We start from the raw sequence: 16,855 nt of genomic DNA, 5'->3' as shown, positions 1-16,855 counted from the left end.
TGAACAAAATTTCAGTGGAAAATATGATTAGTTTTGTATACTATTATACCAAGAGATAAGCAATTTAGAAAGTTTAATAATATTAATTTTTTGATAAAAATATCATCTATATAATACGTGTATTTAAAAAGCAGATTTTTAATTGTTTTGTAAGTATTAATTATAAAAATGCTATCGTTTGCATTTTAGTATAGATACTAAGCTTTTATATAAGAGGGTAGTTTTTATATGAATGTTTTTCTAATAATTTATGTAGTAGTCAGTTTTATACCACAAAATATTGTAATTATATGAATCATATGTTATTATTCAACATGATTACAATGTAAAGAATATTTAATATATATAATAATTTATAAGTTGGCATCAGATAGTATATAAAGATATGTATATCAAAGATATAAAAGTATGATATAAAGATATGAAATAAAGTTGTAAAGGAGTGCTTTAAATGAAGTTTTCACAATTTAAGTATGAAAGACCCAATTATGATAGTATAAAAAAAGAATTTTTGGAGTGCGTAGAAGATATAAAAAAATCCTGTAATTATGAAGAACAGCAAGAAAATATACATAAGATTAATTTATTGAGAAATAAAATAGAAACGTTGTCAAATATAGCATCAATAAGATACAGTATAGATACACTTAATAAATTCTATCAAGAGGAAAAAAATTACTGGGATGAATATCTGCCTTTGTATGAAGAATTAAATTCTTATTTTTATGATGCTGTAATAAATTCAAAGTTTAAATGTGATTTGATAAAAAAATTTGGGGAACAATTTTTCACAATAATAGACTATTCTCTAAAAAGTTTTTCTAAAGATATAATAAGTGAATTGCAAGAAGAAAATAAATTGTGTTCGGAGTATACTAAACTTTTAGCATCAGCACAAATAATGTTCGATGGAGAAGAAAGAAATTTATCTGGTATGGGAAAGTTTATGTATTCTAATTGTAGAAATACAAGAGAATTAGCCAACAAAGCGTATTATAATTTTTTTGAAGAAAACGAATCAAAATTTGATGACATATTTGATAAACTGGTCAAACTTAGAGATAAGATATCTAAAAAATTAGGCTTTGAAGATTTTGTAGAGCTTGGATATGTTAGAATGATGAGAAGTGACTATAGAGAAGATATGGTAGAAAACGTTAGAAAGCAAGTATTAAAATATGTTGTTCCAATGGCTAATGAGCTTTATGAAAAACAGGTTAAAAGACTTGGTTTAGAAAACTTAAGCTACATAGATGAAGACGTGGAATTTTTAACAGGAAATGCAAGTTTAAAAGGCGATTCAAAATACATAATTCAGAATGGGCAAAGGATGTATAGTGAGCTTTCAAAAGAAACAGATGAATTTTTTAATTTTATGCTAGAAAATGAACTTATGGATTTAGAAACAAAGAAAGGTAAAGGAGCTGGAGGCTATTGTACCTACATACCAGATTACAAGTCGCCATTCATTTTTTCTAACTTTAATCAAACTTCTGATGACATAGATGTATTAACACATGAAGCAGGACATGCGTTCCAGTTATACATGTCTAGATGGATTGATATGCCAGAGATTAATTTTCCCACACTTGACAGTTGTGAAATTCATTCAATGAGTATGGAATTTATAACATGGCCATGGATGAATCTGTTTTTTAAAGAAGATACAGATAAATATAAATTTACTCACTTGTCAACAGCAGTCAAATTTATACCTTATGGAATAATTGTTGATGAATTTCAGCATTATGTTTATAAAAATCCTAATGAGGATAAGGCAAAAAGAAAAGAAAAATGGAGATATTTAGAGAAAAAATATTTACCTCATAGAAACTATGATAATAATTCTTTTTTAGAGCGAGGTTGTTGGTGGTTTAAGCAAGGTCATATATTTAAAAATCCGTTTTATTACATAGACTATGTACTAGCTCAAGTTTGTGCATTACAATTTTGGAAAAAAATGATTCAAGATAGAGATGCAGGATGGCAAGATTATATAAATATTTGTAAAGTTGGAGGAACAAAATCATTTTTAGGTATTGTAAGTATGGGAAATTTATATTCACCATTTGATAATAACTGTATTAAGTCTATCATGGGTAATGTTAAATCTTGGTTTGATGAAATAAATGATAGCAAATTATAAAAAATTATGAGAATTTCAGTGGGTAAAAGTAAAAAATTAAAAAATATGTAAAAATCAAAGATTTGCTGTGAAAATAGTTATATTTTTAATCAGTTTGAGAAAGTAAACCAAAAAAGGTTTGTACTTAAAAAAAAAAGAAAATACAGGAAATATGTAATATCAACACTTGGAAAAAAAAGTAAAAATGTATACAAAATACATATAAAAAAACTATTGCAAATTTTATAGAATGTTTATATACTTAAGTCAACAGAGATAGAAAAAAGCTATTTATAGAAAACAAAGGATAAATTGCTTAATTTTCAATTTTCTGATAACTTAATAATCCGGATGAAGAGTATGGGAGACTGCTTTATAAAAAAGCGACCGAAGGGACAAATTTAATCCTATTTACCCAAAAGATTAGATGAAATTCTCAGGTAAAAATGACTGTACTTGGACGGGGCTCTGAAAATGATTTTAACAGGGAAGACAAATTGGGAGATTTGTTTTTCCTGTTTTTTATTTATCAAGTAATAAATAAAAGATTGAAAGAGAGTAAAAAAATGATAATAATTACAAATAATCCGAAAGTAAGAGAAGAAGTTCAAGAAAGAGAAGTTTTGTTTAAAGACACAACTTATATTGGTATCTTAGAAGCAAGTAGAGATTTGATACATGAAGGATATGAACTTTTATCTCATCCACTCTATGGGAGTGTAAAACCAAATGAAACACCTTATAGAACTGTTATACTAAAGAGAGGAAATCGTTTGGATATAAACTCTTTAACCTTAATTGAAGAAGCAATCATCACTGCAAGTAAATTTCAGAATAATAAAAAGACTCCAAAATGGACAGAAAGTGTTCAAGACGACTTTAGGGTAATTGATTATGATATATTTTATAATACAATACAAAGAATGCAGTATGAATAAAAAAAATTGTTAAAAAATTATTAAAGCAGCCTAAATATTAAATCTAATTTAATATTAAATAAAATGAGAAATCTAATTGGGGAGGATAAGTCAAAATGGAAAATGTGTATGACTTAGTAATAATTGGTTCAGGACCAGCAGGGCTTGCAGCAGGGCTTTATGGGGCAAGAGCAAAGTTGAATACTCTAATCCTAGAAAAAGACAAAACTGGTGGGCAAATTGTAATAACACATGAAATTGCAAATTATCCAGGGTCAGTTCCAAATGCAACAGGACCAAGTCTAATAGCTAGAATGGTTGAACAATGTAAAGAGTTTGGAGCAGAAATTCTAAGAGATAACATTGTAGATACTGAGCTAGATGGAGATATAAAAGTTTTAAAAGGTCAAAAAGCAGAATATAGAGCTAAAGCAGTAATAATAGGAACAGGAGCAACTCCAAGAAAAATTGGTTGCCCAGGGGAAAAAGAACTTACTGGTAAAGGTGTTTCATATTGTGCAACTTGTGATGCAGACTTCTTTGAAGATTTTGAAGTATTTGTTGTAGGTGGAGGAGATAGTGCATTAGAGGAAGCAATGTATTTAACTAAATTTGCTAGAAAAGTAACAATTGTACATAGAAGACAAGGATTTAGATGTGCTAAGAGTGTTGAAGAAAAAGCAAAAGCTAATCCAAAGATAGAGTTCTTATTAGATACAGTAATAGAAGAAATCAAAGGTGATGGAATACTGGAGTCAGTTGTATTTAAAAATAAGATTACTGGAGAAACTCATGAATACTTTGCAGATGAAGAAGATGGAACAATGGGAGTATTTGTTTTCGTTGGATTAGATGCTCAAACTGATTTATTCAAAGGTAAAGTTGATATGGATGAAAAAGGTTATATAATAACTGATGAAGACATGAAAACTAACATACCAGGTGTATTTGCAGCAGGAGATTGTAGATCTAAAACTCTAAGACAGGTTGTAACTGCAACTAACGATGGAGCAATTGCATCTATAGTAGCTGAGAAATATATTGATGAAAAGTTTGGAAACTAAAAATCTGTAAATTAAATTTAATGAATAATATTTAAAATAAAATAAAAATTTCAAGGGGGAAAAATAAAATGTTAGATTTAGATAAGGCTACATTTGAAGAAGAAGTTTTAAACGCAGAAGGTTTTGTATTTGTTGATTTCTGGAGTGAAGGTTGTGAACCTTGTAAAGCTTTAATGCCAGATGTTCATAAATTAGCTGAGACTTATGGGGACAAAATAAAATTCTGTAAGATGGATACAACAAAAGCTAGAAGATTAGCTATAAAACAAAAAGTATTAGGTCTTCCAACTATGGCTATATACAAAGATGGGGAAAAAGTGGACGAAGTTACTAAAGATGATGCTACAGTTCCTAATATAGAAGACATGATTAAAAAATATCTTTAAGATATTGGCGAAATATTAACAATAAAATAAAAATATGTTTTAGTCTGAAGATAATAAGATAAAAGAGATTTTTATATTCAAGTTTGTTAAAAAAATAATTTTAAATAAAATAATTTTTTTACAGTAAATATTTTTTAATAGTATAACAAATAGTTAAGACATAAAAATACTATATTATAAAAATATCTTTAAGATTTAAGATAAGTTATAAAATGATATAATTTTGAGAAAAACTCAAATGCATATACACAAATTAAATAACAGGAGGTGCAAGTATGCGTCTTGAATTAGGGAAAATCTTTATAAAAGATATTCAATTTGGTGATGTAACAGAAGTAAAAGATGGAGTATTATTCATCAATAAGCAAGAGATGCTACAAGAGATTGGTGGAGATGAGCATATAAAATCTATAGATATAGAATTAGCTCGTCCAGGTGAAAGCGTAAGAATAACACCTGTAAAAGATGTTATTGAGCCAAGAGTAAAAGTTGAAGGTAATGGGGGAATATTCCCAGGTATAATGTCTAAAGTTGACACTGTAGGAGAAGGAAAAACTCATGCTTTAAAAGGTGTAGCTGTTGTAACTACTGGAAAAATAGTAGGTTTCCAAGAAGGTATAGTAGACATGACTGGAGAAGGAGCTAAATACACTCCATTTTCTAAATTAAATAATGTTGTAGTAATAGCTGAACCTATTGATGGTTTAAAACAATACGCTCATGAAAAAGCTGTTAGAATGATAGGATTTAAAGCAGCAATGTATTTAGGAGAAGCAGCAAGAAATCTTACTCCAGATGAAGTTTCAGTATATGAAACTAAACCTCTTCTTGAGTCAATAAAAGAATATCCAGAACTTCCAAAAGTAGGATATGTTTACATGCTTCAAACTCAAGGATTATTACATGATACTTATGTATATGGAGTGGATGCAAAACAAATAGTACCAACTTTATTATATCCAACAGAATTAATGGACGGAGCAATTGTAAGTGGTAACTGTGTTTCTGCATGTGACAAAAACCCAAGTTATGTTCATATAAACAATGGAGTTGTTGAAGACTTATATGCAAGACATGGTAAAGATATAAACTTTGTAGGTGTAATTATAACTAATGAAAATGTTTACCTAGCAGACAAAGAAAGATCTTCAAACTGGACTTCTAAATTATGTAAGTACTTAGGATTAGATGCAGTTATAGTTTCACAAGAAGGTTTTGGAAATCCAGATACTGACCTTATAATGAACTGTAAGAAGATAGAAATGCAAGGTGTAAAAACTGTTATAGTTACAGATGAATATGCTGGACGTGATGGAGGTTCTCAATCACTTGCAGATGCAGATGAAAGAGCTGATGCTGTTGTAACAGGTGGAAATGCTAACCAAGTTGTAGTACTTCCTAAATTAGATAAAGTAATTGGTCATTTAGAAGTAGTAGATGTAATAGCTGGTGGTTCTGATGGAAGCTTAAAGGCTGATGGAACTATTGAAGTTGAAATACAAGCTATAACAGGTGCAACTAATGAAACAGGATTTGGTCATTTAACTGCTAAAGGATATTAAGAAGTATCTTATTAAACGATTGAGTAATGTTAATTAAACATATTATAGATAAATTATAATAAATGTTATAGATATAAAAAAATATATTACAAATATAATAAGGAGGATTATTATGAGTTTACTTAGTAATAAAAAGGTTCTTATAATAGGTGACCGTGATGGTATACCAGGACCTGCGATAGAAGAATGTGTAAAAACAGTAGAAGGAGCAGAGGTTGTTTTCTCATCTACAGAATGCTTTGTCTGAACTGCTGCTGGGGCTATGGACTTAGAAAATCAAAACAGAGTTAAAGAAGCTGCTGATAAATTCGGAGCTGAAAATGTTGTGATTTTACTAGGTGCTGCTGAAGCCGAAGCTGCAGGTCTTGCAGCCGAAACAGTAACTGCTGGGGATCCAACTTTCGCTGGACCACTTGCTGGAGTTGCTTTAGGATTAAGCGTTTACCATGTTGTAGAGGAACCAATGAAAGCTTTATTTGATGAAACTGTATATGAAGATCAAATAAGTATGATGGAAATGGTTTTAGAAGTTGAAGAAATAGAAGAAGAAATGTCTGGTATAAGAGAAGAATTTTGTAAATTTTAATGCCTAAAAGCAAAAGGGGTGAAACTAAGAGATGGGAAAACTAAAAGCGGTACATTATATTAATCAGTTCTTTGCTGGTATAGGTGGAGAAGAAAAAGCTGATACTAAGCCACATGTGGCAGAAACTTTACCTCCAATAAGTTTACAACTTGATAAATTATTAGGTGAAGATATTGAAATAGTTGGAACAGTAGTATGTGGAGATAGCTACTTCAATGAAAATATAGACAGTGCAAGTGAAGAAGTTTTAGGAATGATAAAAGGTTTTGAACCACAACTTTTCATAGCTGGTCCTGCATTTAATGCTGGTAGATATGGAGTTGCTGCTGGAACAATAACTAAAGTTGTAAAAGATGCTTTAAATATACCAGCCCTAACAGGTATGTATATTGAAAATCCAGGTGCAGATATGTTCAAAAAAGATGTTTATGTAGTAGAAACTTCTGATTCTGCAGCAGGTATGAGAAAAGCACTTCCTAAAATAGCAAAACTTGCAGTAAAACTTGCTAATGGAGAAGAAATTGGAACTCCTAAAGATGAAGGATACATAGCTAGAGGAATAAGAGTTAACTACTTCCATGAAGACAGAGGTTCTAAGAGAGCTGTTGACATGTTAGTTAAGAAAATAAAAGGTGAACCATTTGAAACTGAATACCCAATGCCAAACTTTGATAGAGTTGACCCAAGCAACGCTGTAAAAGATTTATCAAAATGCAAAATAGCTTTAGTTACTTCTGGTGGTATAGTTCCAAAAGGAAATCCAGATAGAATAGAGTCTTCTTCAGCTTCTAAATATGGAACTTATTCTATAGCAGGAGTTATGGACTTAACAGAAGAGACTTATGAAACTGCACATGGTGGATATGACCCAGTGTATGCAAATTTAGATGCAGATAGAGTATTACCTGTTGATGTTCTTAGAGATTTAGAAAAAGAAGGTGTAATTGGAAAATTACATGAAACTTTCTATACAACTGTAGGTAACGGTACATCTGTTGCAAACTCTAAAAAATATGCTTCTGAAATTGGAGCAGCATTAGTGGCTGATGGTGTAGATGCAGTAATATTAACTTCTACATGAGGTACTTGTACTCGTTGCGGTGCAACGATGGTAAAAGAAATAGAAAAAACTGGACTTCCAGTAGTTCATATGTGTACAGTAGTACCTATTTCATTAACAGTAGGGGCTAATAGAATAGTTCCAACTATAGCAATACCTCATCCACTTGGAAATCCAGCGCTTGACCCTACAGAAGAAAAAGCCTTAAGAAGAGGCCTTGTAGAAAAAGCATTAAACTCTTTAACTACAGAAGTAGATGGTCAAACAGTATTTGAAAAATAAAAATAACACACACATATATTATATAGATAAAAATATAAACACACACTAAAAATAAAAAATAACTATACACAAAAAAATAATATAGATTTCATGAATGGGTAAATTGGAGTTATTCATTCATGAAATCTTAAAAAATGCCAAAATACATAAACAATAATAGAATCAAATATACAACAAAACAAAAATAACAACAATTAGAGTCTTTAATTAAATTAAAAAATAAGTGTTCATAAAATTTATGGAGGTGCACAAAATGACTTATCCAGTTTTAAAAGGGGCAGGCTATGTACTTATTCATACTCCAGATATGATAGTGCAAAATGGAAGTACTTGTACAGTTGAAAGAGCAACAAATCCAGATTCAGAATTTTTAAAGGAAGTAAGCAATCATATAAGAAGTTACGAAGATGTAGTTAACTACATGCCAAATCAAGTTTATATAGGAAATAGAAGACCAGAGGAATTAAGAGATTTACCAATGCCATGGTGTGAACAAAAGATTGAGGGAAATAGAAATGGTAAGTTTGGAGAAATAATGCCTCAAGATGAGTTCATAGCTTTAATGCAAATAAGTGATGCATTTGATTTGGTAAAATTATCACAAGAATTTATTGATGAAGTAAAACCAAAAATCGAAAATAACTACCCTGAAATTGCTCCATTTGTAGGTAAATTAAAGGGTGATGATATAGAAGAAGGTAAAGAATTAGTAGCAACACACATAGCAGAAGGATTATACCATAATGGGAAATTCATTGGTTATGTAAAAAGAGCACATGATGTAGATGTTAACTTAAATGCCCATACAATGTTTGAAAATCTAGTAGTAAAAGCATCTGGAGTTTTATCTGCTATTCAAATGCTAAGACATAGCAAAATAGACCCTGCTGAAATAGATTATGTTATTGAGTGTTCAGAAGAAGCTTGTGGAGATATAAACCAAAGGGGTGGAGGAAACTTTGCTAAATCAATAGCTGAGATAGCAGGACTTCAAAATGCAACTGGTTCTGACACAAGAGGATTCTGTGCAGCACCAACACATGCATTAATTCAAGCTGCAGCTCTAGTAAAAGCTGGAATACATAAGAATGTAATGGTAGTAGCAGGTGGAGCAAGTGCTAAACTTGGAATGAATGCTAAAGACCATGTTAAAAAAGGACTTCCTGTACTTGAAGATGTTGTTGGAGGATTTGCAGTACTTGTATCTGAAAATGATGGTGTAAACCCAGTTATAAGAACTGATTTAACAGGTAAGCATACTGTTGGAACTGGTTCTTCACCTCAAGCAGTTATGACAGCACTTATAACTTCAGGTCTTGATAGAGCTAATTTAAAAATAACAGATGTTGATGTATACTCTGTTGAAATGCAAAACCCAGATATAACTAAGCCAGCAGGAGCAGGAGATGTTCCAGAAGCAAACTATAAAATGATAGGAGCACTTGCTGTTAAGCGTGGAGACTTAGAAAAGAAAGAGTTAAAAGACTTTGTTTCTAATAAAGGATTACCAGGATGGGCACCAACTCAAGGACATATACCATCAGGAGCTCCTTATATAGGATTTTTAATAGATGATTTAACTACAGGTGAGAGAAATAGAGCCATGATAGTTGGAAAAGGTAGTTTATTCTTAGGAAGAATGACTAACTTATTTGATGGAGTATCTTTTATAGCTGAAAGAAATACAGGTGTTACTGAAGAGACTTCAGGAATATCTAAGGATGAGATTAAGAAGATAATAGCTGAATCTATGAAAAAACTAGCACTAGACATGTTAGAAGAATAGGGGTGAGGATATGTCAAAAAAAGTAATCGCAGATGTATTCTTAGAAGTAGCTAATGCAATAGAAAGCGGCGAATTTGGCAAAAAAGTAAAAATTGGTGTGACTACACTTGGAAGTGAACATGGTGTAGAGAACATGGTTAATGGTGCACAATTAGCAAAATCTAATTTATTTGATATAGTACTTATTGGACCAAAAGTAGAAACTGACCTTGAAGTAGTTGAAGTTAATGATGAAAAAGAAATGCATGTAAAAATGGAAGAATTATTAGATTCAGGATACATTGATGCTTGTGTTACTATGCATTATAATTTTCCAATAGGTGTATCTACAGTAGGTAGAGTGATAACTCCAGCTAAAGGAAAAGAAATGATACTTGCAACTACAACAGGAACAAGTGCTACTAATAGAATAGAAGCAATGGTGAGAAATGCCATTTATGGTATCGCTACAGCCAAATCAATGGGTAATAAATGCCCAAGAGTTGGAATACTTAATGTAGATGGGGCAAGACAAGTTGAGAAATGTTTAAAAGAATTAAAAGATAATGGATATGACATGGAATTTGCTGATTCAATTAGAGCAGATGGTGGGTGCGTAATGAGAGGTAATGATTTACTTGTAGGTGCTCCTGATGTTATGGTTACTGATACATTATCTGGAAATATATTTATGAAAGTATTTTCTTCATATACTACAGGTGGAGATTATGAAGCTCAAGGTTTTGGATATGGTCCTGGGGTTGGAGAAGACTATGATAGAAGAGTCCTTATAGTATCAAGAGCATCAGGTTCTCCAGTAGTAGCAAATGCACTAAAATACGCTTATGATGTTGTAAAGGGCGATATAAGTAATGTTGCAAGAAATGAATTTGCAAAAGTTAAAAAAGCAAAATTTGATGATATTATAGCTTCTCTTACTAAAAAAGAAGTTAAAGCTGAAAAAGTAGAAGTTAAAATGCCAGATAAAGAGATTGTTACTCGTCAAATAGCTGGTGTTGACATAATGGACTTAGAAGATGCAGTATCTGAGTTGTGGAAAAATGGAATCTATGCTGAAAGTGGTATGGGTTGTACAGGTCCAATAGTTTTAGTAAATGAAGCTAAAGGTAATTTAGCAGTTGAAACTTTAATTAAAGCTGGATATACTGCAAAATAGGTAGGGGTATATTAAAATATGTGACTTTCCAATTGATGAGTTTGGAAATGTTTATGTGTACTCTTTAAATATAGATTTATTTTTTAAGTGATAATTAAGTATTTATAAGGTTATGGTTTTGAAAATCATAACCTTATTTTTGTATTTTTTCTAAGAAAGATATATCTATTCTTAAATTACTTTTACAAAACCCTAAGATGTCTTTTTCTGATAAATTATTTAATTTAAATACAGCTGTAAATCGAGTTTCATTAAAAGGAATATTTAAATCATCCTTAATTTCTGTTTCTAATTTTTATCTACCTTTCTATTCCTCCATTTCTAATTACTTTTTTCTCATTTAAATAGTTCTATAAAAAAGTAATTAGAATTTAGACTATAAAAGAATATCTTGTTGTAGAGGATATTAATTAAGATTTATGTCTAAAGGAAAATTATTTAAGTATAGAGTATTTAGTCAAAAAAATAATCAATAAATCATATCAAAAAAAATTGATGTGACTGTTGACAAAGTAAGATTAATATAGTACGATAAACACATCAAAAAATTTTGATATGAGAGGTGAAAAATGATGATTAACTATAAAAATGATGCAAAAATATTTAAAGCCCTTTGTGATGAAAAAAGGCTTTTAATTCTCGAACTTTTAAGGAGTGGCGAAAAATGTGCTTGTGTTTTAATTGATAAAATGAATATTGGCCAATCTGCACTATCTTATCACATGAAAATATTGTGTGAATCGGGCATAGTATCATCAAGACAAGATGGAAAATGGACACATTATAGCCTTAGTAAAAAGGGCAGTGAATATGCTAGTAAGCGTTTATTAGAAATCACAACACCTAATACAGATACAGAATGTTGCAAATAAAAGTCATCTACAGATGGCTTTTATTAAAAAAAACATATCAAATAAAATTGATATGAAAAATAGAATGGAGGAATTGTTTTGGAAATATTACAAATAGGCATACTGTTTTTTCAAGACCAAATTCTTGGCATGAAATGGCTAAATAGTCTTATTGGCAACACATTATCATTTTTAGGATTAGATAATACTACACAACTAGGTGGTAGTGTTCAATTCTTTTTTTATGATGTTATAAAAATCACTATACTGTTATGTATTTTGATTTTTATTATATCTTATATACAAAGTTATTTTCCACCAGAAAGAAGCAAGAAAATTTTAGGTCGCTTTCATGGTATTGGAGCAAATATTGTTTCTGCTCTATTAGGGACAGTAACTCCATTTTGTTCCTGTTCTTCTATACCACTTTTTATAGGTTTTACAAGTGCAGGGCTTCCTTTAGGAGTTACTTTTTCTTTCTTGATTTCATCTCCTATGGTAGATTTGGGGAGTCTTGTACTTCTTATGAGTATATTTGGTGCAAAAGTTGCAATTGTTTATGTAATAGTTGGACTATTAATTGCAGTTATTGGTGGTACTATTATCGAAAAATTGCACATGGAAAAATATGTTGAAGACTTTATACAAAATGCAAGTCATGTAGATATTGATTCACCATCTTTGACACGAAAAGATAGAGTTCAATATGCGAAAGAACAAGTTAGTGAAACATTTAAAAAAGTATTCCCTTATATTTTAGTAGGGGTAGGAATTGGTGCTATAATTCACAACTGGATTCCAGAAACTTGGATAGAAACAATTCTAGGTAGTGACAATCCGTTTGGTGTTATTTTAGCAACATTGGTTGGTATTCCTATGTATGCAGATATTTTTGGAACAATACCTGTTGCAGAAGCATTGCTAATCAAGGGTGCACAATTAGGAACTGTACTTGCATTTATGATGGCTGTAACAACATTAAGTTTACCATCTATGATTATGCTTAAAAAAGCTGTAAAACCAAAACTACTTGCCTTATTTATAGCTATCTGTACAATTGGTATTATCGCTGTTGGTTATATGTTCAATGTTTTGCATACATTCTTAATATTATAAAAATTAGGAGTAAATTAATATGAAATTATTTAGTAAAAAAGAAGAAAAAAAATCATGTTGCTGTAGTGGAAATTGTACATCAGAAACTATGGAACATGCAGAAATGACAAAGAAAAAAGATGGAATCAAAGTTCTAGGCTCTGGTTGTGCAAAATGTATCGCTTTAGAAAATGCAACACGTACAGCAATTTCAGAAATGAATTTAGATTTCAATATTGAGCACATAACTGATTTTACTCAAATTGCTAGCTATGGAGTAATGAGTACTCCTGCACTTGTTATAAATAGCAAGGTTGTATCATATGGTAAGGTCTTAACAATTGATGAAGTGAAAGCAATTATAGAAAGGGAAAAACATGGTAGCCTATAAACCCAAAGTAGCTTTTATCTGTGTTCATAATTCTTGTCGAAGTCAAATAGCAGAAGCATTAGGAAAGAAACTAGGTTTAGATATTTTTGAAAGTTATTCAGCAGGTACTGAAGTGAAGTCACAAATAAATCAAGATGCTGTACGTTTAATGAAAAAAATTTATAATATAGATATGGAAAAAGAACAATATTCAAAGTTACTAAAAGACATACCCGAAGTTGATATTGTTATTACAATGGGGTGTAATGTAGAATGTCCATATCTTCCATGTATATATAGAGAAGATTGGGGACTGAATGACCCCACAGGAAAAAGTGATGAAGAATTTATCTTTGTGATAAATGAAATATTAGATAAAATATTGTTACTTTCCAAAAGAATCAAAATGAATAGTATTTATTAAAATCTCAACTTCTCTTTTTTATACAATTATCAATCTTGCTTATAAACAGTAAATTAGTAATATAATATTAAACTAGGCTCATATAAAGCATTAAAAAAGTATATAATGTTATTAAAATGCCTGAAAATACAATAAATAAAATAGATACAATATTTTATAATAATTTTGAAATTGAAGATATTAAGAAAAAGAAAAATATTTGGAGCAAATATTTCTTAATATAGCAAATATATATTAAATAGGAGAGTTGAAAATGTCTAAAATAGTAGCATTTGTAGGAAGTCCAAGGAAAAATGGTAATGTAGATACAATAATTAATGAAATAATTAAAGGAGCAAACAAAAATAATGTTGATGTAGAAAAGTATTACTTAAATGATATGAATATAAAAGGTTGTCAGGGATGTTTATATTGTAGAAAAAATTATTCATGTTCACTTAAAGATGATATGATTCAAGTATATGAAGATATAAAAAAGGTTGAGTATGTAATTATAGGTTCACCAGTTTATATATGCCAGGTATCAGCTCAAACCAAGTTATTATTAGATAGACTTTATCCACTTACAACAATAGATAAAGGTAAACATATGCCTAGATTTGGAGATAAAAAACTAATTATGGTTTATACTCAAGCAGCACCTTTATCAATATTCTTTAAAAGATATTTTAGATATACAAGTAAGCATCTTAAAGGAATGGGTTTAAATCATTATAAAACTATAATTGCGACTAAAGCATTTGAAAAAAATTCAATTGAAAATAATCCTAAAATATTAAAAAAAGCCTATAATCTTGGATTTAAAATATCAAAGGATATTAATATATAAAATCTATTTCAGATATTGACTGAAAGATAGTGAATATTATATAACAATTCACCATCTTTCTTATAATTGTTTTTGTAAATAGTTTACTTGAAATTTTTATATGAAAATTTGAATTATCCGCATAAACACTCTATTTATAAGCGATTTTATAACTAAAAAACATTCATTTTCAATATAGTCATAAGGAACGTGGTTTTTTTGCAGAGGCTTAATCAAATGTTTAATACTTCCATAAGGAACGACTTTATTATGTATCCCATATGCACATAATGTAGGTACTGAATTTTGATTAACCAACATATATAATGAAAAAAAATCCTCATAAATATTGATAGAACTTATGAATATAAATGTAATTTGCAATTATAAATATATCTTAGATAAAACTAATGAAATCTTAAAATAAAGTTAGAAAGATATGAAAAAATTTTAGAAATAAAGTATCTATTAGATAAAAAAGAACACTAATTAGTGATATAATATAATTGAGGTAAAATTTATTATTTGGAGGCAAAATCATGAGCAGAGTAAAAAAGGTAGTAGAATTATTGGAATCCAAAGGTCTTGATGCACTGTATTTAACAAAGAAGACCAATGTAAATTATATAAGTGGTTTTCCTGATGAGGAAGCATATGCAGTGATTTGTAAAGACGGAAATTTCTTAGTTACTGATAGTAGATATATGGAGCTTGCGGAAAATGTTTGCAAAGGCTTTGAAATTATAAATTGGCATAACTTTGACAGAAGTGTGGCAAAAGCAGTAAAAAGTGTGTGTGATAAAGTAGGTATAAAGAAACTTGGATTTGAAAGAACTAATATAGTATTCGATAAATATGAGGAACTTAAAAATCTAATTGAGAAAGATAATGGAGAATTAATACCTACAGAAAATATTGTAGAGACATTAAGATACGTAAAAGATGAAGAAGAAATAAAAAATACAAGAAAAGCATGTGAGATAGCAGATAAGGCATTAGAAGAATTGATTCCACACATAAAAGCTGGAGTTAGCGAAATTGAGCTGGCTACGAAATTGGAATATTTCATGAAGATGAATGGAGCACAAAATATAGGCTTTGAGACTATATTGATATCAGGTGCAAAGACTTCATTACTTCATGGTAAACCTAGTGATAAGATTATAGAAAAAGGCGACTTTGTACTTATAGACTACGGTGCTATATATAATGGTTATATATCTGATACAACTAGAACTTTTGTAGTTGGAGAAGCTTCTGAAAAACAACTAGAGGTATATAATTTGGTTAAAGAAGCACAAAATGTAGGTGTTGAAAACATGAAAGTTGGTGTACATGCTACAATCCCAGATGCTGAGATAAGAAAAGTTGTCAAGAAATATGAAGATTATTATTATCAAGGTATAGGGCATGGAGTTGGTAGAGATGTTCATGAAGAACCTTTCATTGGTAATTATGGTGATAAAATTATAGAAGAGGGATGTATAATAACAATGGAACCAGGTATTTATTTCCCAGGATGGGGTGGAGTTAGAATAGAAGATACTGTTCTGATTACTAAAAATGGTCCAGAAAGACTTACTAAATTCCCTAAAGATTTGATGATTTTAGACAAATAATTTAATTTATATATATTTTTTTACATAAGACATAGCGTAATCTCACCATTAAGCTCTCTTTACATATTATAGTAAAGGGGGCTTAGTTTTATTGTGAGAGGTGATAATATCTATGTATAAAAACCATAAATTTATAAAAAATATAAAAAAAGCCTGGTATAAAATCAAATTAATTGACAGATGTCTAATAATCGTAATGGCAATACTCATGTTTCAATCTATATACAATTTATTTGTTAATGAAGTGAATTCACAAGATACAACAACCATTGATGTGGTAGTAAGAACAACTTCAGCAGCTATATTTGGATATTTTTTAAGTGCTAATTTTATAAAGAAATCTTCGAGAAAGTATATAAATACTGATGTATCTTCAAATATTTTTGTAGATGAGAATTCATCTAATAAAGGTCAAGAACCAAATACAAATAATATAATGAATGTAAAAAATACCATTGGATTTACTTCAGATACTGATAATTATGAAAAGAAAGTGTCTGTTAATAAAATTGAAGGTATTGAAGAAGGAGAAACTAGTGAATTACAAATTATTATAGCTACTGTAATTTGTGTTGTAGCACTAATAGTACTTTTTGTTGTAAGGAATTTTACGACTACAGCTCCAGCTTCTTTAGGTACTATTTCACAGATGAGAGATTTTGTCTCAGGATGCGTGGGTTTTTTGTTAGGTTGTCCAAGTAGACCTGATTAAAAACATGATTATTAATTAAAAAATATTGTTAAAAGTATCAGTATAATAATAT

16 protein-coding genes and 1 riboswitch are annotated in these 16,855 nt (G+C 29.8%); all 16 genes read left to right on the top strand.

What is annotated here, in order from left to right:
- Positions 1 to 451: 451 nt before the first annotated feature.
- The gene (locus tag ACTG48_RS13205; RefSeq protein ID WP_021385122.1) at positions 452 to 2,146 is read left to right on the top strand and encodes a M3 family oligoendopeptidase; all 1,695 of its coding nucleotides are present in this window, start codon (positions 452 to 454) and stop codon (positions 2,144 to 2,146) included.
- 330 nt (positions 2,147 to 2,476) lie between these two features.
- A riboswitch (glycine riboswitch) is annotated at positions 2,477 to 2,588 on the top strand.
- 103 nt (positions 2,589 to 2,691) lie between these two features.
- Positions 2,692 to 3,063: a GrdX family protein gene (locus ACTG48_RS13200; protein WP_021385187.1), complete on the top strand. Its 372-nt coding sequence runs from the start codon at positions 2,692 to 2,694 to the stop codon at positions 3,061 to 3,063.
- Positions 3,064 to 3,158: 95 nt separating this feature from the next.
- Positions 3,159 to 4,106 carry a thioredoxin-disulfide reductase gene (gene trxB, locus ACTG48_RS13195; protein WP_021385149.1) on the top strand — a complete coding sequence of 316 codons (948 nt, stop codon included), beginning with the start codon at positions 3,159 to 3,161 and terminating at the stop codon, positions 4,104 to 4,106.
- 68 nt (positions 4,107 to 4,174) lie between these two features.
- Entirely contained in the window at positions 4,175 to 4,492 is a 318-nt protein-coding gene (trxA, locus tag ACTG48_RS13190) for a thioredoxin TrxA (protein WP_021385220.1), read from the top strand.
- 275 nt (positions 4,493 to 4,767) lie between these two features.
- Positions 4,768 to 6,054 carry a glycine/sarcosine/betaine reductase component B subunit gene (locus ACTG48_RS13185; RefSeq protein ID WP_021385101.1) on the top strand — a complete coding sequence of 429 codons (1,287 nt, stop codon included), beginning with the start codon at positions 4,768 to 4,770 and terminating at the stop codon, positions 6,052 to 6,054.
- Between the two features lie 112 nt (positions 6,055 to 6,166).
- Positions 6,167 to 6,640, top strand: coding sequence for a glycine/sarcosine/betaine reductase complex selenoprotein A (gene grdA / locus ACTG48_RS13180; RefSeq protein WP_079739759.1), 474 nt, complete (start codon positions 6,167 to 6,169; stop codon positions 6,638 to 6,640).
- A gap of 31 nt (positions 6,641 to 6,671) precedes the next feature.
- On the top strand, positions 6,672 to 7,982 hold the full coding sequence (gene grdB, locus ACTG48_RS13175) for a glycine reductase complex selenoprotein B (protein ID WP_079747011.1): 1,311 nt from the start codon (positions 6,672 to 6,674) through the stop codon (positions 7,980 to 7,982).
- Between the two features lie 253 nt (positions 7,983 to 8,235).
- Positions 8,236 to 9,768 (top strand): glycine/sarcosine/betaine reductase complex component C subunit beta, encoded by a 1,533-nt coding sequence (grdC, locus tag ACTG48_RS13170; RefSeq protein ID WP_479917087.1) that lies wholly within the window; start codon positions 8,236 to 8,238, stop codon positions 9,766 to 9,768.
- Positions 9,769 to 9,778: 10 nt separating this feature from the next.
- Positions 9,779 to 10,924: a glycine/sarcosine/betaine reductase complex component C subunit alpha gene (grdD, locus tag ACTG48_RS13165; RefSeq protein WP_479917086.1), complete on the top strand. Its 1,146-nt coding sequence runs from the start codon at positions 9,779 to 9,781 to the stop codon at positions 10,922 to 10,924.
- A 569-nt stretch (positions 10,925 to 11,493) separates the two neighbouring features.
- Positions 11,494 to 11,796 carry an ArsR/SmtB family transcription factor gene (locus ACTG48_RS13160; RefSeq protein ID WP_479917085.1) on the top strand — a complete coding sequence of 101 codons (303 nt, stop codon included), beginning with the start codon at positions 11,494 to 11,496 and terminating at the stop codon, positions 11,794 to 11,796.
- 78 nt (positions 11,797 to 11,874) lie between these two features.
- Positions 11,875 to 12,891: a permease gene (locus tag ACTG48_RS13155; RefSeq protein ID WP_479917084.1), complete on the top strand. Its 1,017-nt coding sequence runs from the start codon at positions 11,875 to 11,877 to the stop codon at positions 12,889 to 12,891.
- A gap of 19 nt (positions 12,892 to 12,910) precedes the next feature.
- Entirely contained in the window at positions 12,911 to 13,261 is a 351-nt protein-coding gene (locus ACTG48_RS13150) for a thioredoxin family protein (protein WP_479917083.1), read from the top strand.
- Positions 13,248 to 13,664, top strand: a complete 417-nt coding sequence (locus ACTG48_RS13145) for an arsenate reductase ArsC (RefSeq protein WP_479917082.1) — start codon at positions 13,248 to 13,250, stop codon at positions 13,662 to 13,664. The genes ACTG48_RS13150 and ACTG48_RS13145 overlap by 14 nt, the downstream gene beginning before the upstream one ends.
- A gap of 253 nt (positions 13,665 to 13,917) precedes the next feature.
- The gene (locus ACTG48_RS13140) at positions 13,918 to 14,493 is read left to right on the top strand and encodes a flavodoxin family protein (RefSeq protein WP_479917081.1); all 576 of its coding nucleotides are present in this window, start codon (positions 13,918 to 13,920) and stop codon (positions 14,491 to 14,493) included.
- Positions 14,494 to 15,011: 518 nt separating this feature from the next.
- On the top strand, positions 15,012 to 16,091 hold the full coding sequence (locus tag ACTG48_RS13135; protein ID WP_479917080.1) for a M24 family metallopeptidase: 1,080 nt from the start codon (positions 15,012 to 15,014) through the stop codon (positions 16,089 to 16,091).
- A 112-nt stretch (positions 16,092 to 16,203) separates the two neighbouring features.
- Entirely contained in the window at positions 16,204 to 16,803 is a 600-nt protein-coding gene (locus ACTG48_RS13130) for a hypothetical protein (RefSeq protein WP_479917079.1), read from the top strand.
- Positions 16,804 to 16,855: the final 52 nt, after the last annotated feature.

Source organism: Clostridioides sp. LIBA-6822 (assembly GCF_056688955.1).
The sequence above is the reverse complement of the archived record's forward strand: the minus strand, read 5'-3'. Positions and strand labels throughout refer to the sequence as shown.